Annotated in this window: 21 protein-coding genes, 1 pseudogene and 1 riboswitch; of the genes and pseudogenes, 9 read left to right on the forward strand and 13 right to left on the reverse strand. The window is 72.0% G+C overall.

Annotated elements, in window-relative coordinates:
• Positions 1–91 precede the first annotated feature (91 nt).
• Positions 92–709, forward strand: a complete 618-nt coding sequence (gene ybiA / locus IE096_RS10585) for a riboflavin biosynthesis intermediates N-glycosidase (RefSeq protein WP_189451065.1) — start codon at positions 92–94, stop codon at positions 707–709.
• Here the strand turns inward: ybiA and IE096_RS10590 are convergent.
• Positions 652–1,512 carry a DUF4190 domain-containing protein gene (locus IE096_RS10590; RefSeq protein ID WP_189451067.1) on the reverse strand — a complete coding sequence of 287 codons (861 nt, stop codon included), beginning with the start codon at positions 1,510–1,512 and terminating at the stop codon, positions 652–654. The genes ybiA and IE096_RS10590 overlap by 58 nt on opposite strands.
• A gap of 128 nt (positions 1,513–1,640) precedes the next feature.
• On the opposite strand from IE096_RS10590, the gene IE096_RS10595 reads away from it, so the two are divergent.
• Entirely contained in the window at positions 1,641–2,663 is a 1,023-nt protein-coding gene (locus IE096_RS10595) for an adenosine deaminase (protein WP_189451069.1), read from the forward strand.
• A gap of 19 nt (positions 2,664–2,682) precedes the next feature.
• Positions 2,683–3,414 carry a glycerophosphodiester phosphodiesterase gene (locus tag IE096_RS10600; protein ID WP_373298078.1) on the forward strand — a complete coding sequence of 244 codons (732 nt, stop codon included), beginning with the start codon at positions 2,683–2,685 and terminating at the stop codon, positions 3,412–3,414.
• Positions 3,415–3,434: 20 nt separating this feature from the next.
• Here IE096_RS10600 and IE096_RS10605 read toward each other — a convergent pair whose 3' ends face one another.
• Both IE096_RS10605 and IE096_RS10610 read right to left on the reverse strand, forming a co-directional pair.
• Entirely contained in the window at positions 3,435–4,598 is a 1,164-nt protein-coding gene (locus tag IE096_RS10605; protein ID WP_189451750.1) for a polyamine ABC transporter substrate-binding protein, read from the reverse strand.
• A 130-nt stretch (positions 4,599–4,728) separates the two neighbouring features.
• On the reverse strand, positions 4,729–6,180 hold the full coding sequence (locus tag IE096_RS10610; RefSeq protein ID WP_189451073.1) for a gamma-aminobutyraldehyde dehydrogenase: 1,452 nt from the start codon (positions 6,178–6,180) through the stop codon (positions 4,729–4,731).
• A 166-nt stretch (positions 6,181–6,346) separates the two neighbouring features.
• On the opposite strand from IE096_RS10610, the gene IE096_RS10615 reads away from it, so the two are divergent.
• The 5 genes from IE096_RS10615 to IE096_RS10635 all read left to right on the forward strand — a co-directional run bounded on the left by IE096_RS10615 (position 6,347) and on the right by IE096_RS10635 (position 11,390).
• Positions 6,347–6,850 (forward strand): Lrp/AsnC family transcriptional regulator, encoded by a 504-nt coding sequence (locus tag IE096_RS10615; protein ID WP_126916321.1) that lies wholly within the window; start codon positions 6,347–6,349, stop codon positions 6,848–6,850.
• On the forward strand, positions 6,835–8,214 hold the full coding sequence (locus IE096_RS10620) for an aspartate aminotransferase family protein (RefSeq protein WP_189451075.1): 1,380 nt from the start codon (positions 6,835–6,837) through the stop codon (positions 8,212–8,214). Before IE096_RS10615 ends, IE096_RS10620 begins: the two co-directional genes overlap by 16 nt.
• A 222-nt stretch (positions 8,215–8,436) precedes the next feature.
• The gene (locus tag IE096_RS10625) at positions 8,437–9,174 is read left to right on the forward strand and encodes an ABC transporter ATP-binding protein (RefSeq protein WP_189451077.1); all 738 of its coding nucleotides are present in this window, start codon (positions 8,437–8,439) and stop codon (positions 9,172–9,174) included.
• Positions 9,156–10,367 (forward strand): hypothetical protein, encoded by a 1,212-nt coding sequence (locus IE096_RS10630; protein ID WP_189451079.1) that lies wholly within the window; start codon positions 9,156–9,158, stop codon positions 10,365–10,367. Before IE096_RS10625 ends, IE096_RS10630 begins: the two co-directional genes overlap by 19 nt.
• Before the next feature lie 102 nt (positions 10,368–10,469).
• Positions 10,470–11,390, forward strand: coding sequence for a DMT family transporter (locus tag IE096_RS10635; protein ID WP_189451081.1), 921 nt, complete (start codon positions 10,470–10,472; stop codon positions 11,388–11,390).
• A 75-nt stretch (positions 11,391–11,465) separates the two neighbouring features.
• Here IE096_RS10635 and IE096_RS10640 read toward each other — a convergent pair whose 3' ends face one another.
• The 9 genes from IE096_RS10640 to rpsB form a co-directional block, all read right to left on the reverse strand.
• The gene (locus IE096_RS10640; RefSeq protein ID WP_189451084.1) at positions 11,466–12,500 is read right to left on the reverse strand and encodes an ABC transporter ATP-binding protein; all 1,035 of its coding nucleotides are present in this window, start codon (positions 12,498–12,500) and stop codon (positions 11,466–11,468) included.
• Complete coding sequence (locus tag IE096_RS10645) at positions 12,500–14,113, reverse strand: ABC transporter permease (RefSeq protein ID WP_229820151.1); 1,614 nt, start codon at positions 14,111–14,113, stop codon at positions 12,500–12,502. The genes IE096_RS10640 and IE096_RS10645 overlap by 1 nt, the downstream gene beginning before the upstream one ends.
• A gap of 107 nt (positions 14,114–14,220) precedes the next feature.
• Complete coding sequence (locus IE096_RS10650) at positions 14,221–15,312, reverse strand: thiamine ABC transporter substrate-binding protein (RefSeq protein WP_189451088.1); 1,092 nt, start codon at positions 15,310–15,312, stop codon at positions 14,221–14,223.
• Positions 15,308–15,413: riboswitch (TPP riboswitch) on the reverse strand. Its footprint overlaps the gene before it by 5 nt.
• 62 nt (positions 15,414–15,475) lie before the next feature.
• Positions 15,476–16,582, reverse strand: a complete 1,107-nt coding sequence (gene rlmN / locus IE096_RS10655; protein ID WP_126916313.1) for a dual-specificity RNA methyltransferase RlmN — start codon at positions 16,580–16,582, stop codon at positions 15,476–15,478.
• A gap of 108 nt (positions 16,583–16,690) precedes the next feature.
• On the reverse strand, positions 16,691–17,800 hold the full coding sequence (locus tag IE096_RS10660; RefSeq protein WP_189451089.1) for a phosphatidate cytidylyltransferase: 1,110 nt from the start codon (positions 17,798–17,800) through the stop codon (positions 16,691–16,693).
• The gene (gene frr / locus IE096_RS10665; protein WP_189451090.1) at positions 17,800–18,357 is read right to left on the reverse strand and encodes a ribosome recycling factor; all 558 of its coding nucleotides are present in this window, start codon (positions 18,355–18,357) and stop codon (positions 17,800–17,802) included. The genes IE096_RS10660 and frr overlap by 1 nt, the downstream gene beginning before the upstream one ends.
• Before the next feature lie 185 nt (positions 18,358–18,542).
• Positions 18,543–19,322, reverse strand: coding sequence for a UMP kinase (pyrH, locus tag IE096_RS10670; protein ID WP_189451091.1), 780 nt, complete (start codon positions 19,320–19,322; stop codon positions 18,543–18,545).
• A gap of 162 nt (positions 19,323–19,484) precedes the next feature.
• The gene (gene tsf, locus IE096_RS10675) at positions 19,485–20,321 is read right to left on the reverse strand and encodes a translation elongation factor Ts (RefSeq protein WP_189451092.1); all 837 of its coding nucleotides are present in this window, start codon (positions 20,319–20,321) and stop codon (positions 19,485–19,487) included.
• A gap of 173 nt (positions 20,322–20,494) precedes the next feature.
• On the reverse strand, positions 20,495–21,337 hold the full coding sequence (gene rpsB / locus IE096_RS10680) for a 30S ribosomal protein S2 (RefSeq protein ID WP_189451093.1): 843 nt from the start codon (positions 21,335–21,337) through the stop codon (positions 20,495–20,497).
• Between the two features lie 314 nt (positions 21,338–21,651).
• Here rpsB and IE096_RS10685 point away from each other — a divergent pair.
• Positions 21,652–22,095 (forward strand): annotated as a pseudogene (locus IE096_RS10685) (M23 family metallopeptidase); the annotation flags it as partial.
• Between the two features lie 138 nt (positions 22,096–22,233).
• Here IE096_RS10685 and IE096_RS10690 read toward each other — a convergent pair.
• Positions 22,234–22,791 carry a TetR/AcrR family transcriptional regulator gene (locus tag IE096_RS10690; RefSeq protein ID WP_189451751.1) on the reverse strand — a complete coding sequence of 186 codons (558 nt, stop codon included), beginning with the start codon at positions 22,789–22,791 and terminating at the stop codon, positions 22,234–22,236.
• Between the last annotated feature and the right edge of the window lie 46 nt (positions 22,792–22,837).

Here is a 22,837-nt window from a genome sequence, read left to right on the forward strand (position 1 = left end):
CGGCCCTCGGAGTGGCCGCCCTGCCCCGCGCGGGGCCGTTGTCAGTGGCCGTCGCCACACTGGTACGGGCAAGGAACGGGGAGGAAACAACATGATCACGTCAGGTGCGGGGGTCGCCGACGGGCCGCGCTCGGTCGAGGAGCTGACGGCGGCCGTGGCTCGCGGTGAGCGGCCGAAGTACGTCTATTTCTGGGGGCACCGGCCGCGCCGGGACGGCTCGGTGGGGCCCGGCTGCTTCAGCCAGTGGTGGCCGTCGCCGTTCACGGTGGACGGGACGGTCTACGCGACGGCCGAGCACTGGATGATGGCCGGCAAGGCGCGGCTGTTCGGTGACGCGGAGGCCGAGGCCCGGGCGCTCGCGGCGGGCCATCCCAAGCAGGCCAAGGACGCGGGGCGGGCGGTGCGCGGCTTCGACGAGGAGGTGTGGCGCCGCCACCGCTTCGCCCTGGTCGTCGAGGGCAGCGTGCACAAGTTCGGGCAGCACCCGGAGCTGAGGGAGTATCTGCTGGGCACCAGGGGCCGGGTGCTGGTGGAGGCGAGCCCGCTCGACCGGGTGTGGGGCATCGGCCTGGCCGCCGACGACGAGCGGGCCGGGGATCCGGCCCGCTGGGACGGGCTCAACCTGCTGGGCTTCGCCCTGATGGAGGCGCGTCAGCGGCTGGCGGCGGGCACCAGCGGCCCCACCGGGCCGGGCGGCACCGGCATATAGGCGCCGTAGGTGGCGTCGTCGGGGTTGTCGTCCCCGGCCGGGTCGGTACCCCCGCGCACCCCGAGCGTGATGAAGACGACGAGCATCACCGCCGTCAACAGCAGCGCCACCCCGCCCAGGATCAGCCCGGCCAGGGCCTGGCCGCCGTTGTTCGCCTCACCGGTGTTGGCCTTGGCCCGGCCGATCGCCCCGAAGACGATCGCCATCACTCCGATGACGACGCCGAAGACGATGGTCCAGCACGTCAGTACGCCGAGGATGCCGAGCACGAGGGAGGCGACGCCGAGGCCGTTGTTGGGCACCCGCCCCGCGTGCGGCCAGCCCTGCCCGTAGCCCGGTGCGCCCCAGCCGTAGTGGCCGGTGCCGTAGGCGGTCTGCCCGTAGGGGCCCTGGACGTACGGCCCGGCCGCGCCCGGCACGCCATAGGGCGCCCCCGGCTGCGGCGGGACACCGCCCTGCGGGTAGCCGTACGGCCCCGGCGGATACGCCCCCGGTGTGCCCGGCCCGGTAGGCGCGAGCGGCACGGGCGGCACCCCCGCCTCCGGCGACGCGAACGGCCCGGAGCCCGGCTCCGGGGCGGCCGGTGCCACCGGCGGCATGGGCGACGCGACCGGTGCCGCGGGGAACCCGTCGGCAGGCTGGTCAACAGACGGGCCGGGAACGGTCTCTCCGGGAACGGGCCCCGCGGGCGGCGGCACCGGCGGGGTGCCGGGCTTGTCGAGCGGCACTCGCCGCTCCGGCGGAGCCCAGGGGTCACCCTCCCGGTGCTCCCGCTGCGCCTGCGCGTCGTCCTTCTCGGGCATGGCCCTCCCCACTCGATACCCCGTCATGCTAAGGCCTGAGCACAGCCGCGGCGGCATCCGTGCATACGATGATCGGCACGCCGTTGACCCGGACGGACCGAACGACCCGAGCAGCCCTGGAGGCCCGCATGTCCCCACTCGACTCGTTCATCGCAGGGCTCCCCAAAGCGGAGTTGCACGTCCACCACGTGGGGTCGGCCTCCCCGCGCATCGTCGCCGAGCTGGCGGCCCGGCACCCCGACTCCCCCGTGCCCACGGACCCCGAGGCGCTCGCCGACTTCTTCACCTTCCGTGACTTCGCACACTTCATCCAGGTCTACCTCTCCGTCGTCGACCTGATCCGCGACGCCGAGGACGTCCGGCTGCTGACCTTCGAGGTGGCCCGTGACATGGCCCGGCAGAACATCCGCTACGCCGAACTGACCGTCACCCCCTACAGCTCCACCAAGCGCGGCATCCCCGACGTCGCCTTCCTGGAGGCCATCGAGGACGCCCGCAAGGCCGCCGAGTCGGAGCTGGGCGTGGTGCTGCGCTGGTGCTTCGACATCCCCGGCGAGGCGGGCCTGGAGGCGGCCGAGGAGACCGCCCGGATCGCCTGCGACCTGGGCGCCGACGGCCTGGTCTCGTTCGGTCTCGGCGGGCCCGAGATCGGCGTGCCCCGGCCGCAGTTCAAGCCCTACTTCGACCGGGCGATCGCCGCCGGCCTCCACAGCGTGCCGCACGCCGGCGAGACCACCGGGCCCCAAACGATCTGGGACGCCCTCACCGAGCTGCGCGCCGAGCGCGTCGGCCACGGCACCAGCGCCACCCAGGACCCGAGGCTGCTGGCCCACCTGGCCGAGCACCGCATCCCGCTGGAGGTCTGCCCCACCTCCAACCTGGCCACCCGCGCGGTGACCGACCTGGAGCGGCACCCCGTCAAGGAGATGGTCGCGGCCGGCGTGCTGGTGACGATCAACAGCGACGACCCGCCCATGTTCGGCACGGACCTCAACACCGAGTACGCGGTCGCCGCCCGGCTGCTGGACCTGGACGCCCGGGGCGTCGCGGCGCTCGCCAGGAACGCCGTGGAGGCGTCCTTCATGGACCCGGCGGGCAAGGCCGCGCTGGCCGCCGAGATCGACGCGTACACCGCCGCCTGGCGCGGCTGACGCACCCGGCACCGGCACAATGAGGCCCATGGTCTCCACGGACTCCGCCGCCCCGCGCACCCCGGCCGCCTGCGTCGCCGTCGCCCACCGCGGCGATCCGTACGTCCACCGCGAGAACACCCTGCCCTCGATCCGCTCGGCGCTGGCGGCGGGCGCGGCCGCCGTGGAGATCGACGTCCGGCTGACCGCCGACGGGGTGCCGGTCCTGCTGCACGACGCGACGCTGGGCCGGCTGTGGGGCCGCGAGCGGGCGCTGGGCGCGCTGTCGGCGGCCGAGCTGCGCGGGCTGACCGGGGGCGGGGTGCCGACGCTCGCCGAGGCGCTCGACGCGACGGCGCGGGACCACGGGGCGCGGCTGTTCGTCGATCTGCCGGACCCGTCGGCCGCGGGCGCGGCCGTCGCCGAGGTCCGCTCCGCCGGCGCCCGGGACCGGGTCTACTACTGCGGTTCCCCCACCGCCATGCTCGCCGTGCGGCGGGCGGACGCGGACGCCGAGATCGCGATGACGTGGACCACGCTCGCCCCGCCGCGCCCGGCGCTGCTCGCCGAGGTGCGCCCGCACTGGCTCAACTACCGCTTCGGGCTGGTCAGCGAGGAGCTCGTGGCCCGCGACCACGCGGCGGGCTTCCGGGTCTCGGCCTGGACCGCCGACACCCGGTGGGCCATGCGCCGGCTGCTGCGCGCGGGCGTGGACTCGATCACCACCAACCGCGTGCGCGCCCTGCGCTCGCTGCTCCCGTCGCCGGCCTGAAGGCCCGGAAGCTCAGCGGCTCAGAGCCCGACGATCTCGTTCCACTCCTTGGTGAAGGCGGGGCGCTCCTTGGGCGCCATGTCGCGGGCGGTCGAGAGCCGCCCGCGCATGTCCTCGGTGGGGAAGACCAGCGGGTTCTCGGCGAGCTCGGCGAGCTCCTTCTCCTTGGAGGAGGCGAGGACCTCGCGTGCGGCGGGCACCGGGCAGACGTAGTTGACGGCGACGGCCAGCCGGGCCGCGACCTCGGGCTGGTAGTAGTAGTCGATGAGCCGTTCCGCGTTGCGCTTGTGGTCGGCGAGGTTGGGGATCATCAGGCTCTCGGCCCACAGCTCGGCGCCCTCCTGGGGGACGACGAACTCGATGTCGGGGTTGTCGGCCTTGAGCTGGATGATGTCGCCGGAGTAGGCCTGGCAGGCCAGGACGTCCCCGGAGGAGAGGTCCTTGATGTAGTCGTTGCCGGTGAAGCGGCGGATGTGGCGCTTGCGGACCAGGGTGCGCAGCTGGTCGGTCATCCGGTGGAAGTCGTCGGCGGTCCAGCGGGTGACGTCGGCGCCGTTGCCCAGCATCAGCAGCGCGAACGCCTCGTCCATGCCGGCGAGCAGGGTGACCTTGCCGCGCAGGTCGTCGGCCCACAGGTCGGAGGTGTGGCGGATCTCGCGGCCGAGCTTCTTGCGGTTGTAGGCGATGCCGGTGATCCCGGACTGCCAGGGGACGGTGTGCAGCCGGCCGGGGTCGAAGGAGGGCTTGCGCAGCAGCGGGTCGAGCTCGCGGGCGACGTGGGGCTGCGCCGCGCGGTCCATCGTCTGGACCCAGCCCAGGCGGACGTAGCGGGAGGCCATCCAGTCGCTGACGACGATGATGTCCCGCCCGGTCCGCTGGTGGTTCATCAGGGCCGGGCTGATCTTGCCGAAGAACTCGTCGTTGTCGTTGATCTCCTCGGTGTACTTCACCGAGATGCCGGTGCTCTTCTCGAAGTCGTCGAGGGTGGGACGCCGCTCCGGGCGCTTCTCGTCGGTGTCGATGTAGAGCGGCCAGTTGGCGAAGGAGAGCCGGTGGTCGCGCTCGGAGCGGTCCGGGGCGGACCGGTCGCGGGGGGCGACGTAGGCGGCGGGGACCCCGCATCCGGCGAGCGCTGCGGCCCCGGCGCCGGCGCCCAGCGCGCGCAGCAGGGTACGGCGGGACAGGGGCTTCACGGGCGTCTCGCATTCAAGGGACGTGCGGGGCGGGTGGGGGGCCGGTCGGCCGGGCGTCGATGATACGCGCACACGCGTACGGAACGTACGCGTGTGCGCGACCCCGCCCCGCGGGCCGGGCTCAGCCCAGCGACGTCATGACGTGCTTGATGCGGGTGTAGTCCTCGAAGCCGTAGGAGGAGAGGTCCTTGCCGTAGCCGGACTTCTTGAAGCCGCCGTGGGGCATCTCGGCGACCAGCGGGATGTGGGTGTTGATCCACACGCAGCCGAAGTCGAGGGCCTTGGACATCCGCATGGCGCGGCCGTGGTCCTTGGTCCACACCGAGGAGGCCAGGGCGTACTCGACGCCGTTGGCGTAGGAGACGGCCTGCTCCTCGTCCGTGAAGGACTGGACGGTGATCACGGGGCCGAAGACCTCGTGCTGGATGATCTCGTCGTCCTGCTTGAGGCCGGAGACGACGGTCGGGGCGTAGAAGTAGCCCTTCTCGCCGACCCGGTGGCCGCCGGCCTCGACCTTGGCGTGGGCGGGGAGCCGCTCGATGAAGCCGGTCACCTGCTTGAGCTGGTTGGCGTTGTTGAGCGGGCCGTAGAGGACGTCCTCGTCGTCGGGCTGCCCGGTCTTGGTGTCGGCGGCGGCCTTGGCGAGGGCGGTGACGAACTCGTCGTGGACGGACTCGTGGACCAGGACGCGGGTGGCGGCCGTACAGTCCTGGCCGGCGTTGAAGTAGCCGGCGACGGCGATCTCCTCGACGGCCTTGGCGATGTCGGCGTCCTCGAAGACCACGACGGGGGCCTTGCCGCCGAGCTCCAGGTGGACGCGCTTGAGGTCCTTGGAGGCGGACTCGGCGACCTGCATGCCCGCGCGGACGGAGCCGGTGATGGAGGCCATGGCGGGCACCTTGTGCTCGACCATCAGCCGGCCGGTCTCGCGGTCGCCGCAGATGACGTTGAAGACGCCCTTGGGGTGGCCCAGCTCCTCCAGGACCCCGCCGATGATCTCGGCCATCAGGACGGTGGAGGCGGGGGTGGTGTCGGAGGGCTTGAGGACGACGGTGTTGCCCGCGGCGAGCGCCGGGGCGAACTTCCACACGGCCATCATCATCGGGTAGTTCCACGGCGCGACCTGGGCGCAGACGCCGACGGGCTCGCGGCGGATGATGGAGGTCATCCCCTCCATGTACTCACCGGCGGAGCGGCCCTCCAGCATCCGCGCGGCGCCCGCGAAGAACCGGATCTGGTCGACCATCGGGGGGAGCTCTTCGCTGCGGGTGAGACCCAGCGGCTTGCCCGTGTTCTCGGACTCGGCGGCGATCAGCTCCTCGGCGCGCGCCTCGAAGGCGTCGGCGATCTTGAGCAGGACCTTCTGGCGCTCACCGGGCACCAGGTCGCGCCAGGCGGGGAAGGCCGCCTCGGCGGCGGCCATGGCGGCGTCGACGTCGGCCGCGCCGGACAGCGGGGCGGTGGCGTAGGCCTCTCCCGTGGCCGGATTGACGACCTCGGTGGTCCGCCCGTCGGCGGCGTCACGGAACTCGCCGGCGATGTAGTTGCGCAGGCGGCGCGGCTCGGTGGTCACGATGTGCCACCCCTTCTGTCGGATGTCCAGTCGCTGAGACGCCCAGCCTAGTCACTGAGGTGACGCTTTCGGCAGACCCATCACGCATGAACGACGGAATCAGTGTTTCCAGCGATCTCTGCCAACGGATTCCATCGTCCAGGGGTTGCCTCGCCACCGAGTCCTCATGCACAGTGGGGATGTGGCCACTCGTAACCCCGATTCCAAGAGCGCGGCCGGCGCACAGCCGGTCGACGCCGTCTCCCTGGCGATCATCGAGCAGCTCCAGGAGGACGGACGCCGCCCCTACGCCGCGATCGGCAAGGCGGTGGGGCTGTCCGAGGCGGCGGTCCGCCAGCGCGTGCAGAAGCTGCTCGACCAGGGCGTGATGCAGATCGTCGCCGTCACCGACCCGCTCACCGTGGGGCTCCGGCGCCAGGCCATGATCGGCATCAATGTCGAGGGGGACCTCGACCCGGTCGCGGACGCCCTGACCGCGATGGACGAAGTGGAGTACGTGGTCGTCACCGCGGGCTCCTTCGACCTCCTCATCGAGATCGTCTGCGAGGACGACGACCACCTCCTCGAAACGATCAACAAGCGGGTGCGGACCCTGCCCGGGGTCCGCTCCACGGAGAGCTTCGTCTATCTCAAGCTCCGCAAACAGACCTACACATGGGGAACCCGATAGCCGTGAGCAAGGACCTCAGCAGGACGGCGTACGACCACCTGTGGATGCACTTCACCCGCATGTCGTCGTACGAGAACGCCCCCGTGCCCACCATCGTGCGCGGCGAGGGCACCTACATCTACGACGACAAGGGCAAGCGCTACCTCGACGGTCTCGCCGGACTGTTCGTGGTCCAGGCCGGCCACGGCCGCGCCGAGCTCGCCGAGGCGGCGAGCAAGCAGGCGCAGGAGCTGGCCTTCTTCCCGGTGTGGAGCTACGCCCACCCCAAGGCGATCGAGCTGGCCGAGCGGCTCGCCCACCTGGCCCCCGGGGACCTCAACAAGGTCTTCTTCACCACCGGCGGCGGCGAGGCCGTGGAGACCGCCTGGAAGCTGGCGAAGCAGTACCACAAGCTCACCGGCAACCACGGCAAGTACAAGGTGATATCGCGGAACGTCGCCTACCACGGCACGCCGCAGGGCGCCCTGTCCATCACCGGGCTGCCCGCCCTGAAGGCGCCCTTCGAGCCGCTGGTGCCCGGCGCCCACAAGGTCCCCAACACCAACATCTACCGGGCGCCCGTCCACGGCGACGACCCGGAGGCCTTCGGCCGCTGGGCCGCCGGCCAGATCGAGCAGCAGATCCTCTTCGAGGGCCCGGAAACCGTCGCCGCCGTCTTCCTGGAGCCCGTGCAGAACGCGGGCGGCTGCTTCCCGCCCCCGCCCGGCTACTTCCGGCGGGTCCGCGAGATCTGCGACGAGTACGACGTGCTGCTCGTCTCCGACGAGGTCATCTGCGCCTTCGGCCGGCTGGGCACGATGTTCGGCTGCGAGAAGTTCGGCTACGTGCCGGACATCATCACCTGCGCCAAGGGCATGACGTCGGGCTACTCCCCCATCGGCGCGGCGATCGTCTCCGACCGGATCGCGGAGCCGTTCTTCAAGGGGTCCGACACCTTCCTCCACGGCTACACCTTCGGCGGCCACCCGGTCTCCGCGGCCGTGGCGCTGGCCAACCTCGACATCTTCGAACGCGAGGGCCTCAACCAGCACGTGCTGGACCACGAGAGCGCCTTCCACGGGACCCTGTCCAAGCTCCGGGACCTGCCGATCGTCGGCGACGTGCGCGGCAACGGCTTCTTCTACGGCATCGAGCTGGTGAAGGACAAGGCCACCAAGGAGACCTTCAGCGGCGAGGAGTGCGAGCGCCTGCTGTACGGCTTCGTCTCGAAGAAGCTCTTCGAGAACGGCCTGTACTGCCGGGCCGACGACCGCGGCGACCCGGTCGTCCAGCTGGCGCCGCCGCTGATCTCCGACCAGTCGACGTTCGACGAGATCGAGCAGATCCTGCGGGGCGTCCTCACGGAGGCATGGACGAAGATCTGACACCAACGCGCGGGGAGGCGGCCGGCCTCCCCGCGCGTTAACCGTGTTGCCGCCGCGCAAACCTCGTCGCATGAGCCCGATGGGAGGAAAGTGAGGCACTAAAGCGCCGAGCCTGGACGGAGGCTAGGATCCCGGTTCCGTACGGTGCCAGTGACCCAATGGCCTCCGGTTCGTTCACCCGGACAGGGGAACGGACCCTCTCAGCGACCCGAGGTGCTCGATATGGTGGCCCCGCCGGACAACGACGTGCTCTGGGCACGCGGCCTGCACTACTCCTACAGCGGTTCCCCCGCCCTCGCCGGGGTGTCCATCGGGGTCCGGGAGGGCGAGATCCTCGCCGTGACCGGGCCTCGCGGCTCCGGCAAGACCACGCTCCTCAAATGCCTGTCGGGCCAGCTCCTGGCCGACCCCGGCGAGGTGTGGTTCAACAGCGCCCCCGTGCACACCCTCTCCCGCTCCGCCCGCGAGCGGCTGCGCCGCGACCGCTTCGGCTGGATCGACAGCGAACCCCACCTGGTCCCGGAGCTGACGGGCTGGGAGAACGCCGCCCTGCCGCTGCTGGTGCGCGGCACCGGCCACCGCACCGCCAAGCAGACCGCCACGGAGTGGCTCGAACGCCTCGACGTGGGCGACTGCGCCCGCAAACGCCCCGGGGCGCTCACCCAGGCCCAGCGCCAGCGGATCGCCATCGCCCGCGCCCTGGCCGCCGAACCCACCGTGGTCTTCGCCGACGAGCCGACCGCCCCGCTGCACGCCACCGACCGTGCCCAGGTGCTGCGCACCCTCACCACGGCCGCCCGTTCCCACCAGATCACCGTCGTCCTGGCCACCCTCGACGACGAGAGCGCGGCCCTCGCCGACCGCACCGTCGTCCTCGCCGACGGCCGCCGGGGCGGCGCCATCCCGGCACCCGAGGCGACCGAAGGGGAGGGCAGGGCCGCGTGCTCAGTCTCCGCCTAGCGCGCGGCGCCCACCCGCTCGTCCTCCTGCGACGGCTGCTCGTCGCCGTCGCCTCCTCCGGCGCCGGTTTCCTGCTGCTGTGCTCCCTGGGCTACGCGGTGGCCCACCCCGACGCCACGGAACAGTCGCTGGTGCGGCTGCTGTGGTGCGCGGTGCCCGTGGCCGCCGTCACCCAGTTCGCCGTCACCGTGGCCCGCAGCGACCCGGCGACCCGCCCGCGCGACGGGCTCGACGCCATCGGTTTCGGCCCCGTCCGCCTCTCCCTGCTCGCCGCCACCTCGACGGCCCTGTCCTGCGGGCTCGGCAGCGCCGCCGCCCTGCTGGTCTACCTCGAACTCCGCGGCGACCTCGGCGGCACCCCGCTGAGCGGCACGGCCTCGGGACTGCTCGACGGGGACGCGGCCCTGCCCTGGGCCGCGACGCTCACGCTGCTCGGGCTGCTGCCCGCGCTGGCGGCGGGCGCGTGCGCCATCGCACTGCGCCCGCGCAAGGAGCGCGCCGGAGGCGCGTCCAAGACCGTTTCCAGGGCGACGCCGCCCGACACCGCCAAGGAGGACCGCCGGGGCTACGCGGGCCTCCCCTGGGGCGTGGCGGTCATCGCCTGCGGCCTCGCCCTGGAGGCGTACGTGGGCCACGCCCCGGCCCCCGCCCCGGACAGCCTGCTGACGCTGCCGGGCCAGGACGGCGGCACCTCCCCCGGGCTGATGGGCGGCTGGCTGCTCGCCTCCCTGGGCCTGGTGCTGGCCGGCCCCGGCCTCACCCACTGGAGCGGCACCCTGCTGTCGGCCGGGCGGCCCGGCCCGACGCGGCTGCTCGCCGGCCGCATACTGCAGGACACGGCGAACCGGCTCGGGCGGCCCCTCGGGGTGCTGTGCGCGGTGGCGGCGGGCGCGCTCGCGGCCGTCGAGCTGTACGGCGCGGCCTGGGAACGGTCGGGCCCCCGCCCGTTCGGGCCGCTCACGGGGCTGGGCGCGGCCGTGGTGATGGCCTGTGTGACGGCCACCGCCATCACCGCCGCCATCGACACCCGGCACTGCCGCGCCGAGACCACCGCCGCGCTGCTACGGCTGGGCATCCCCGCCTCCCTGCTGCGCGGTGCGGCGGCCGTCCGCACGGGCGTCCTGCTGATCGTGCTGGCCCCGCTGACCTGGGTCATCGCCGAACTCGCCGCACTGCCGCTCACCCGGTCTTGACCAATTCTTGACCGAAGGCAACTCCGACGCCGAAATCCACGTCTGCTCAGAAGTACGTCTGCTTCCTGAGCACGACGGCTTATCAGGCGAACGGAGCTACTGGTGATCATCGGCCTTGTCACGGCTGTCGCGGCCTCTGCGTGTTACGGCACAGGATCGGTCCTACAGGCCGTGGGGTCCCGGAAATCGGCCCAGCGGGAGGCCGCGACGGCGTCCTCCACGGCCACCACCCAGCATGGCGGGCCCAGCCTGTCCTCCACCGCGAAGGCCGCCGTGACCTGGGAGTTCATGGTCGGCACGGTTCTGGACTTCATAGGCTTCGCCCTCGGCGCCCTCGCCGCCCGGATGCTGCCGCTGTTCCTCTCCCAGACCGTCATCAGCGCCAACCTGATCGTCACCGCGCTGCTGAGCATCAAGCTCCTCGGCATCAAGCTCAACCGCAGGGAGTGGATGTCGATCGGCGTCGTCTGCTCCGCCCTGGTGCTGCTGGCGACCGCCGCGGGCCACGAGGGCAACGGCGACGCCGCGCGCTCCACGCACTGGTGGCTGCTGATCATCTCGGTCGTCCTGATGGGCGGCGGCTGGACCGCCGTCCACTTCCTGGGCTCCCGGGCCGCGATCCTCGCCGGCCTGCTCTCCGGCCTCGGCTTCGGCGCGATCGGCGTGGGCGTCCGCATCCTCGACGGCATCGACCCCTTCGACCTGCCCACCCTCCTCGCCGACCCGGCCCTCTACGCCATCCTCATCTCCGGCTCCGTCGGCATGTACCTCCACACCGTCGCCCTCCAGATCGGCTCCGTGAACGGCGCCACGGCCGCCCTCGTCGTCGGCGAGACGGTCCTCCCCGGCATCATCGGCGTCCTCTGGCTGGGCGACGCGTCCCGCGAGGGCTTCGCGTGGATGGCCGTCCTCGGCTTCCTCCTGGCCGTGGCGGGCGCGGTGGCGGTGGCCTGGTTCGGCGAACCCGACAGCCACGGGGCGGCGGCGCCGCAACCGGCGGAGAAGGAACCGACAGCCGTATAGCCGAACGCCGGACGGGCTGACAAAGTCAGCCCGTCCGGCGTTTGAGGACCGGGGTCCGGGGGCGGAGCCCCCCGGTTACGGGAAGGGGCGGGACTGGGGCAAAACCACGACGTCGTCCACCCGGAACGAGACCCCCACCCGCTCCCCCACCCCCGGCGCCGCGCCAAGCGGACACGACGCCTCAAGCTCCGGCCCGCCCTCGGGCAGCAGCCGCACCACCACCCGCTCTCCCCGGAACGTCCGGGAAACCACCTCGCACGCCAGCCCGCCCGGAACGGGGCCCAGCCGAACGCCCCCCGGCCGCACCAGCACCACGCACTCCCCCGGCTCCGTCCCCGACGGCACGGGGAGCGAACCCCACACCGTCTCCGCCCGCCCTCCCGTGACCGTCGCCGCAACGACGTTCTCGAAGCCCAGGAACCGGGCCACGAACTCCGACGCCGGCCGCCGCCAGACCTCCATCGGCGTGCCCACCTGCGCGATCCGCCCGTCGCGCATCACCACCACCCGGTCGGCGAGCGCGAACGCCTCGCCCTGGTCGTGGGTGACGGCCAGCACGGTCGTCCCCAGCCGCCCGAACAGCCCGCGGAGCTCCTCCACGAGCCGCTCGCGCAGGCCCCGGTCGAGCTGCCCCAGCGGCTCGTCGAGCATCAGCAGCCGCGGCTCGGGGGCCAGCGCCCGCGCCAGCGCGACGCGCTGCTGCTCACCGCCCGACAACGCCCCCACGGCCCGCTTCTGCGCGCCCGGCAGCCCCACCAGGTCGAGCAGCTCGGCCACCCGGCGCTCGATCTCGGCCCGCCCGGTCCCCCGGACGCGCAGCCCGAAGGAGACGTTCCCGGCGACGTCCCGCTGGGGGAAGAGCTGGTGGTCCTGGAACATCAGGCCCACCCCGCGCCGGTGCGGGGGCACCCCGCCCTGGTCGCGCCCGCCCAGCAGCACCCGTCCGGCGTGGGCCGGCTGGAGGCCGGCCACCACGCGCAGCAGCGTCGACTTGCCGCTGCCGCTCGGGCCGAGCACGCACACGGTCTCGTGGTCGGCGACGTCGAGGTCGACCGCGTCCAGCACGGCGCGCCCGCCGAAGCGGACGGTCACGCCTTCGAGGCGAAGCATCAGAACTCTCCCGTACGGTCGGTGCGCACACGCTCCAGCACCAGCAGCGCCGCCGCGCACACCAGCATCAGGATCGTGCTGAGGGCCATCGCCTGCCCGTAGTTGAGTTCGCCGGGGCGCCCCAGCAGCCGGGCCACGGCCACCGGCAGGGTGGGGTTGTCGGGGCGGGCGATGAAGACGGTCGCGCCGAACTCGCCCAGCGACACCGCGAACGCGAAGCCCGCCGCGATGCCCAGGGCCCGGCCCACCAGCGGCAGGTCCACTTCCCGCCAGGCCCGCAGCGGGGAGGCGCCGAGCACCGCGGCCGCCTCCCGCAGCCGGGTGTCCACCGCGCGCAGCACGGGCAGCACGGTGCGGACGACGAAGGGCACGCCCACCAGCGCCTGGGCCAGCGGCACCAGGATCCACGAGGTGCGCAGGTCCAGCGGCGGCTCGTCCAGGGCGATCAGGAAGCCGAAGCCGACGGTCACGGCGGAGGTGCCCAGCGGCAGCATCAGCAGCGCGTCGAAGCCGCGGACGAGCCGGCCCTCGCGCCGGGTGAGGGCCGCCGCCGCGAGGCCGCCGACGACGACCGCGATGGCGGTGGCGGCGAGCGCGTACGTCAGCGAGTTGCCGATGGTGTCGAGCGCGGCGACGGTGAACGTGCCGCCGCCCGCGCCCGCCGAGGCGAGGGCGCGGTAGGAGGCGAGGCCGTAGCCGTCGGGCCCCTCGAAGGAGCGCAGGACGAGGACCGCGAGCGGCAGCACCACCAGCAGCGCGACGACGGCGAGGACGGACGCCAGCAGCGCCCACTGGCCGGCGCCGCGCGGGCGGCGGGCGGTGCGGGAGGCGTCCACGAGCCGCAGCGTCGCCTCACGGCGCCGTACGGTCCGGGCGTGCACGGCCAGCAGCGCGGCCACGACGACGAACTGGAGCAGGGTGAGGACCGCGGCGGTGGGCAGGTCGAGGAGCTGCGCCGTCCGCTGGTAGATCTCCACCTCCAGCGTGGCGTAGCGGGGTCCGCCGAGGATCTGGACGACGCCGAAGGAGGTGAAGGTGAAGAGGAAGACCATGAGGGCGGCGGCGGCCACGGCGGGGCCGAGCGCGGGCAGGGTCACCCGGCGCCAGGCGGCGAGGCGGCCGGCGCCGAGGACGCGGGCCGCCTCCTCCTGGCGGGGGTCGAGCTGGGCCCACAGCCCGCCGACGGTGCGGACGACCACGGCGTAGTTGAAGAAGACGTGGGCGAGGAGGATCGCCCAGACCGTGGTGTCCAGGCGGACGCCCCACAGCTCGTCCAGCAGCCCGCCCCGGCCCACGAGCGCCAGGAACGCCGAGCCGGCGACGACGGTCGGCAGCACGAACGGGACCGTGACGACGGCTCTGAGCAGCCGTTTGCCGGGGAAGTCGAGGCGTGCGAAGACGTAGGCGCCGGGGAGGGCGAGCAGGAGGGTCAGGGCGGTGGAGGCGGCCGCCTGCCAGAGCGTGAACCACAGGACGTCGCGGATGCCCGGGTCGGTGAGCACCTCGCCCACGCGGGCGAGCTGCCACCGGCCGCCGTCCGTGAGGCCGCGGGTGACGATCGAGGCGACGGGGTAGGCGAAGAAGACGCCGAAGAAGGCGAGCGGCACGGCCATCAGGCCGAGTCGCGTCGCCGCCCGGCGGGCGCCCGGCGCCCGCTCGGCGGCCTGCCTTGCGGCGGGCGCGCCGGTCACGTCGGGCGCGCCGGCCGCCTCGGCTTCGGTTACTTCAGGACGAGCGAGGACCATTCCTTGACCCACTGGTCGCGGTTCTTGGCGATCTTCTCCGGGGCGAGCGTCTGCGGGTCGGTGACCTGCGCGCCGTACCGGGTGAAGACCTCGGGCAGCTTGGCGTCCTGGCTGACCGGCTTGACGTACATCTGGAGGGGCATGTCCTCCTGGAACGTCCTGCTCAGCATGAAGTCGACGAGGGCCTTGCCGCCCTCGGTGTTCTTCGCGCCCTTGAGCAGGCCGGCGAATTCGGTCTGCCGGAAGCAGGTGCCGGTCGCGACGCCGATCGGGCCCTCCTTCGGCAGCGGCTTGGCGCCGACGACCTCGGCGGGCGGGCTGGAGGCGTAGGAGACGACGAGGGGCTTGTCGCCCTTGGCCTTCTTCCCGCCGGCGGAGCCGGAGAAGCGCTCGTTGTAGGCCTGCTCCCAGCCGTCGACGACCTCGACGCCGTTGGCCTTGAGCTTGGTCCAGTAATCCTTCCAGCCGTCGTCGCCGTACTTGGCGGCGGTGGCGAGCTGGAAGGCGAGGCCGGGCGAGGAGGTGGCGGCGTTCTCGGTGACAAGGAGGCCCTTGTACTCCGGCTTGATCAGGTCGTCGAACGTCTTCGGCGGGTCCAGCTTGTGGTCGGCGAAGTACGCGCGGTCGTAGTTGACGCAGATCTCGCCGGTGTCGACGGGCGTGACGCGGTGCCCGGCCGCGTCGGCCTGGAACTCCTTGGGGACCCGGTCCAGGCCCTTGGCCTCGTAGGGGGTGAAGATGCCGTTGTCGAGGGCCCGGGAGAGCAGGGTGTTGTCGACGCCGAAGAAGACGTCGCCCTGCGGGTGGCTCTTGGAGAGGATCGCCTGGTTGACGGCCTGGCCGGCGTCGCCGCCCTTGACGACCTTGACCTTGTAGCCGGTCTGCCGGGTGAACTCCTGGAGCACGGAGTCCGAGGCGACGAACGAGTCGTGGGAGACGAGGGTGACGGTCTTGCCGCCCGACGCCTCACCGCCCTTGTCGCCGGAGCCGCCGCAGGCGGCGAGCGCCGGAAGGCCGAGGGTGGCGACGGCCGTCGCCACGACGGCACGCCGAAGGCTGGTGTTCATGGTGGTGCTGACTCCCTACGCCGGTACTAACCGGATCAGGTCCGAGGGTCTGCGGGCCGTGCCGCACTCTCAGCGCCCTGGGCGCTCCCCTGTCGGATTGTTCATTTGTACGAAAGGCACCGTATCAGTGCCGACCGGTCTCCCCGGCCGGCACCGATACGGCTCAGCGCTCGGTGGCGGCCAGCTGACCGCAGGCGCCGTCGATCTCCTGGCCGCGGGTGTCCCGTACGGTCACGGGCACGCCGTGGGCGGCGATGGCCTGGACGAAGGCGCGCTCGTCCTCCGGACGGGACGCCGTCCACTTGGAGCCGGGGGTGGGGTTGAGCGGGATCAGGTTGACGTGCACCCGCTTGCCCTTGAGGAGCCGGCCGAGCAGGTCGCCGCGCCAGGCCTGGTCGTTGATGTCGCGGATCAGGGCGTACTCGATGGAGATCCGGCGGCCGGACTTCTCCGCGTACTCCCAGGCGGCGTCGAGGACCTCACGGACCTTCCAGCGGGTGTTGACCGGCACCAGGGTGTCGCGCAGCTCGTCGTCGGGCGCGTGGAGCGAGACCGCGAGACGGCACTTGAAGCCCTCGTCGGCGAACCGGTGCATGGCCGGGACCAGGCCGACCGTGGAGACGGTGATGCCGCGCTGGGACAGGCCCAGGCCGTCCGGCTCGGGGTCGGTCAGCCGGCGGATGGCGCCGACGACGCGCTTGTAGTTGGCCAGCGGCTCGCCCATGCCCATGAAGACGATGTTGGACAGCCGCGCCGGACCGCCGGGCACCTCGCCGTCGCGCAGGGCGCGCATGCCGTCGACGATCTGGTGGACGATCTCGGCGGTGGACAGGTTGCGGTCCAGCCCGGCCTGGCCGGTGGCGCAGAACGGGCAGTTCATGCCGCAGCCCGCCTGGGAGCTGATGCACATGGTGACCCGGTCCGGGTAGCGCATCAGGACGGACTCGACGAGCTTGCCGTCGTGGAGCCGCCAGAGGGTCTTGCGGGTGGTGTCGTCGTCGCACGAGATGTGCCGCACCACGCTCATCAGGTCCGGCAGCAGCTCACCGGCGAGCTTCTCGCGGGCCGCCGCCGGGATGTCCGTCCACTGCGCCGGGTCGTGGGCGTAGCGGGCGAAGTAGTGCTGGGACAGCTGCTTGGCGCGGAACGGCTTCTCGCCGATCGCGGCGACGGCCTCGCGGCGCTCGGCGGGGCTGAGGTCGGCGAGGTGCCGCGGGGGCAGCTTGGCTCCGCGGGGGGCGACGAAAGTGAGTTCTCCGGGTGCAGGCATGGTCCCACCAGTGTCGCAGACATACGGAGGGGGCCCGCCGTCCTGTGGACGACGGACCCCTCACGTATCGAACACCTTCCGAAAAGCCCAGGTCAGGGCCGTTCGGCATCAGGAGCCGACGAAGGCCACCATCAGCAGCCACACCACCGGCGCGGTCGGCAGGAGCGAGTCCAGCCGGTCCATGATGCCGCCGTGGCCGGGGAGCAGGGCGCCCATGTCCTTGATCCCCAGATCCCGCTTGATCATGGATTCGCCGAGATCGCCGAGCGTGGCGCTGACCGCCACCGCGAGGCCCAGCAGCAGGCCCTGCCACCACACCCCGTCGTCGATCAGCAGCTGCATGCACAGCGCGCCCGCCACCATCGCGAACAGCACCGCGCCGATCAGGCCCTCGCGGGTCTTGCCGGGGCTGATGCGCGGCGCGAGCTTGTGCCGGCCGAACCGCCAGCCCACCGCGTACGCCCCGGTGTCGCTGACGACCGTCAGGATCAGGAACGTCAGCACCCGCCAGGCGCCGTCGTCGGCGGCCAGCATCAGCGCCACGAACGTGGCGAGGAAGGGCACGTAGAACGCCGCGAAGATGCCGGCCGTGACGTCCTTGAGGTAGTCGTCCGGCGGCTCCGTCATCCGCCAGACGAGCACGGCGAGCGCGGTGAAGGCCATGGCCACCCACGCGCCCTCGGCGCCGTTGACGTAACCGGCGACGGTCATGGCGGCGCCGCCGATGGCCAGCGGCACCAAGGGGGCCTTGATGTTCTTCCGCTCGGCGAGGCGGGAGGTCAGCTCCCACAGCCCGACCACCACGGCGATCACGATCACGCCGAGGAAGACGGGCTTGTAGACGAACAGGGAGGCGAGGATCACCGCACCGAGGCCGACCCCCACCCCTATCGCGGCACGCAGATCGCGACCCGCGCTCTTCTTCGCCGGAGGCCCCTGTGGGGCGGCGGGCTCCTGCGGCCGGATGTCGGGCTCCTGTTCATCGCGGAACAGGGGGCCACCGATGTGGGCGGCCCCCTGGTCACGGTCGGCTCCGTCGTCCTGGTATCCGCCTGATCCGGGCACAATGGGCATGGGCCGAGTCTGCGCCGCGTCGCCCGCGACGTGCAGAGGACCCGCCGAGAGGGGCACCTCCCGGCCGTAGCCGGGGCTGGTTCCCTGGCCGGTGGACCCCCAGTGACCGGCGTGCGGCGGGGCTCCCCAGGATGCGTCGTTCATCAGACCTCGAGCAGCTCGGCTTCCTTGTGCTTGAGCAGCTCGTCCACCTGCGCGACGTACTTCGCGGTGGTGTCGTCGAGCTCCTTCTCCGCGCGGCGCACGTCGTCCTCGCCGGATTCCTTGTCCTTGACCAGCTTGTCCAGGGAGTCCTTGGCCTTGCGGCGGATGGAACGGATCGAGACCTTGGCGTCCTCCGCCTTGGTCTTGGCGACCTTGACGAACTCGCGGCGGCGCTGCTCGGTCAGCTCGGGGAAGTTCACGCGGATGATGCTGCCGTCGTTGCTCGGGTTGACGCCCAGGTCCGAGTCGCGGATGGCCTGCTCGATGTTGCGCAGCGCGCTCTTGTCGAACGGGGTGACCACGGCCATGCGCGGCTCGGGCACCGAGAACGACGCCAGCTGATTGATGGGCGTCAGCGCGCCGTAGTAGTCGGCCACGATCTTGTTGAACATCGCCGGGTGCGCACGCCCGGTGCGGATCGCCGCGAAGTCCTCCTTGGCGACCACAACGGCCTTCTCCATCTTCTCCTCGGCCTCGAGGAGGATCTCTTCGATCACCACTTGCTCCTGGTGTTATCAGTAAGCAGAGCCTCGCCCCTGCGCGCGTCTTCTCCTGCACGGTGTCCGACCGGCAGGCAGTTGTCCATCCCCGTGCCGAGGTCTTCCCCCGGCGCGGTGTTGCCGTCCGTCGCGGGGGCGGCCGATTCCTCGGCCGCCCGGCGCGGGCGGCGTAACGGGCCTTGTCAGTCCCGAGTGCCCTGGTCGCTCACGAGCGTGCCGATCTTCTCACCCTTGACCGCACGGGCGATGTTGCCCGCCGCGAGCAGCTCGAAGACGAGGATCGGCAGCTTGTTGTCCATGCACAGGCTGATCGCGGTGGCGTCGGCGACCTTGAGGCCGCGGGCCAGCACCTCGCCGTACTCGAGGGCGTCGAACTTCACCGCGTCGGGGTTCTTCTTGGGGTCGGAGTCGTAGACCCCGTCGACGCCGTTCTTGCCCATGAGGATCGCCTCGGCGTGGATCTCCAGGGCGCGCTGGGCGGCGGTGGTGTCGGTGGAGAAGTAGGGCATGCCCATACCCGCGCCGAAGATCACGACGCGGCCCTTCTCCAGGTGGCGCACGGCGCGCAGCGGGATGAACGGCTCGGCGACCTGGCCCATGGTGATACCGGTCTGGACCCGGGTCTCGACGCCTTCCTTGGCCAGGAAGTCCTGGAGGGCGAGGCTGTTCATCACGGTGCCGAGCATGCCCATGTAGTCCGAGCGGGCGCGGTCCATGCCGCGCTGCTGGAGCTCGGCGCCGCGGAAGAAGTTCCCGCCGCCGATGACCACGGCGATCTCGTAGCCCTCGCGGACCACGGCCGCGATCTCGCGGGCGATGGCGTGCACGACATCGGGGTCGACGCCGAGTCCACCGCCGCCGGCGAAGGCCTCACCTGACAGTTTCAGCAGGAACCGACGGCGTTTGCCCTGGTCGGTGCCGGTGTCACCGGCGGCCTGCGTGGCGTCCGCGCCCTGATTCATTGGAGTTCTCCTCGTGCACATACGAAGAAGGCCACTGCCGGATGGATCCTTTCGGTTCCCTCTGCGGCAATGGCCTCCTCGTCACATCAGCGGCCGGCCGGTGAGCGGCCGACTGCGTACGACCCTAGCGGGTCGCGGGTCATTCGCTGCCCTGCGGGCGGCTCAGGCGCCGACGCGGATGCGGGCGAAGCGCTTCAGCGTGACGCCGGCCTCGTCCAGGATCTTCTGGACGGTCTTCTTGTTGTCCTTGGCGAAGGGCTGGTCCAGCAGGACCTGCTCCTTGAAGAAGCCGGTGACGCGACCCTCGACGATCTTCGGCAGGGCGGCCTCGGGCTTGCCCTCCTCGCGAGCGGTGGCCTCGGCGACGCGACGCTCGTTCTCCACGACCTCGGCCGGGATGGCGTCACGGTTGAGGAACTTCGGCGCGAAGGCGGCGATGTGCTGCGCGACGTCCTTGGCGACCTCGGCGTTGTCCTTGTCCAGCTCGACCAGGACACCGACCTGCGGGGGCAGGTCAGCGGCGGTGCGGTGCATGTAGGCGTAGACCTTGCCGTCGGCGAAGTGCGCGAAGCGGTCCACGACGATCTTCTCGCCGAGGGTGGCGTTGGCCTCGTCCACGAACGCCTGGACGGTCTTGCCGGCCTCGATCTCGGAGGCCATGAGGGCCTCGACGTCGGCCGGGGCGGCCTTGGCGATGTGGGCGGCCAGGGCGTCGGCGACGGTGATGAACTTCTCGCCCTTGGCGACGAAGTCCGTCTCGCACTTCAGCTCGACGATGACACCGGAGGTGTTGTCCTCGGCGATGAGGGAGGCGACGGCGCCGTTCTCGGTGGTGCGGCTCTCGCGCTTGGCCACACCCTTCAGGCCCTTGACGCGGACGATCTCGACGGCCTTCTCGAGGTTGCCCTCGGCCTCGTCGAGCGCCTTCTTGCAGTCCATCATGCCGGCGCCGGTCTGCTCACGGAGCTTCTTGACGTCAGCGGCGGTGTAGTTCGCCATCCTTCAATCCTTCTCGTCACTGCGCCCCGCCGTGCCACCCGGGCATCCGGCAGGGCTGGTCCGTCTTGAGGTCACCACACCTGTCGGCTCCCGTCCCGCTGACGGGGTCCGACAGTGGATCCGCCGGGCGACGGCGGGGGCACCGGGCCCCCGCCGTCGTCCGGTACGGGGCGTCAGGCCTGCTCGGCGTCCGCGGCCGGCTTCTCAGCCTCGGCCTCGGCGGCCGGAGCCTCGTCCTTCTTGTCGCCCTCGAGCAGGTCGCGCTCCCACTCGGCCAGCGGCTCGCCGGCGGCCTTGTCGGCCTTCACGTCACCGGTGGCGGCACCGGAACGGGCGATGAGGCCCTCGGCGACGGCGTCGGCGATCACGCGGGTGAGCAGGGTGACGGAGCGGATGGCGTCGTCGTTGCCCGGGATCTTGTAGTCGACCTCGTCGGGGTCGCAGTTGGTGTCGAGGATGGCGACGACCGGGATGCGGAGCTTGCGCGCCTCACCGACGGCGATGTGCTCCTTCTTGGTGTCCACGACCCAGACGGCGCTCGGCACCTTCTGCATCTCGCGGATACCACCGAGGGTCTTCTCCAGCTTGGCCTTCTCGCGGGAGAGGACCAGGAGCTCCTTCTTGGTGAGGCCGGAGGCGGCCACGTCCTCGAAGTCGATGAGCTCGAGCTCCTTCAGGCGCTGGAGGCGCTTGTAGACGGTCGAGAAGTTGGTGAGCATGCCGCCCAGCCAGCGCTGGTTGACGTAGGGCATGCCGACGCGCGTCGCCTGCTCGGCGATGGCCTCCTGGGCCTGCTTCTTCGTACCGACGAACATGATGGAACCGCCGTGCGCGACGGTCTCCTTCACGAACTCGTAGGCGCGGTCGATGTACGACAGCGACTGGAGCAGGTCGATGATGTAGATGCCGTTGCGCTCCGTGAAGATGAAACGCTTCATCTTCGGGTTCCAACGACGGGTCTGGTGACCGAAGTGGACGCCGCTCTCCAGCAGCTCCCGCATCGTGACGACGGCCATGGCCGCGCTCCTTGAAATACTCGGTTCCACGACGGCCGGGCGGCCGCCGCTCCTGACGCCCCGACGCGCCTGCCGCGAACGAATCCCTTGCGAGGAGCCGTTTCACGGACCGAGAGACACGGCCACCGTGCTGCCCGAGAGGGTCTGACGCGTCAGTGGCGGGGCGTGCGAAGTCGACCCGGTGACCCGGATCGCCATGAGAAGTGTACGGGACCGGAGAACCCCCGGGTGACGGCGTTGTCCACAACCCACGAGTAGTCCACAGATCCGGATCAAGATCCCCACGATTCACCGGCCCCGGCCATGGTTACTCCATGCGACGACTCCGCGCGCTCACGGCCCTGATCCTGTTCCTGACCTTGCTGTCCCTGACCTGCGCGAGGGCCGCCTCGGGCCCCGCTCCCCCGGCCCCCGGTCCACCCGGGGCATCGGGCGGCCCCGGCGGCGACCGGTCCTGGCCCGTCGCGGGCGCCCGGGGCGCCCGGCCCCTGGTCCTGCGGGCCTGGGAACCGCCCCCGGCCCGCTGGGCGGCGGGCCACCGGGGCGTCGACCTCGCGGCCGGCCCCGGCCGGCCGGTCCGGGCCGCCACCCCGGGCCGGATCTCCTTCGCGGGCCGGATCGCGGGGCGGGGCGTGGTGGCGGTGGAGCTCGCCCCCGCCCTGCGGACGACATACGAACCCGTACGGGCGACGGTGCGCGAGGGCGACCACGTCGACGCCGGTCAGATCATCGGCCTCCTGGAGGCCGACTCGGCCCACTGCCCGGGCCACGGTTGCCTCCACTGGGGCCTGCGCCGCGGGGAGGACTACCTCGACCCGCTGACGCTCCTGCCGCCGTGGATGCTGCGCCGCGCCCCCTCCCGGCTGTGGCCGGTGGGCCCGAGCGCTCGGGCGCCGCTAGCCGCAGACGCCTCGCAGGGCCATGGTGACGGCCGCCTCGGTGATCCGGTCCGGCTCCTCCGCCGCGCCGAGCTCGATGCGGCGTACCGCGGCGTCGACGACTCCCTGGAGGAGCATGGCCGCCAGGCGGGGCTGGTCGTGGCCGAGGGCGTCCAGCGCTTCGACGACCATGGCGACGAGGCCGCCGTGGGCGGCACGGATCTTCTCGCGGGCGCCGGAGTCGAGCTCGCCCGCGGAGATGGCGACGACGGCCCGGTGGCGGCGGTCGCCGACGAGCGACAGCTGCTGCCGCACATATGCCTCGATCTTCCCCCCTGGCGTGTCGGCGCGCTCCATGGCGGCCTCGACCTCGGCCGCCCAGACGGGGAAGTCCACGGCGCACAGTTCTTCGACGACGGCGGCGCGGGAGCGGAAGTACTCGTAGACCGAGGACCGCGCGAGCCCGGTGCGCTCGGCGAGGGCGGGGAAGGTCAGGGCCTCCGTTCCGCCTTCGGACAGCAAGGAGCGCGCGGCGTCCAGGAGGGCGCCGCGCTGCATCGTCCGGTGCTCGGCCACTGAGGCCGCTCGAATCCTGGGCACGGTCCCACTTTACGGACACACC

This window comes from Streptomyces abikoensis, assembly GCF_014648775.1.
GTDB classification, from domain to species: Bacteria; Actinomycetota; Actinomycetes; order Streptomycetales; family Streptomycetaceae; genus Streptomyces; species Streptomyces abikoensis.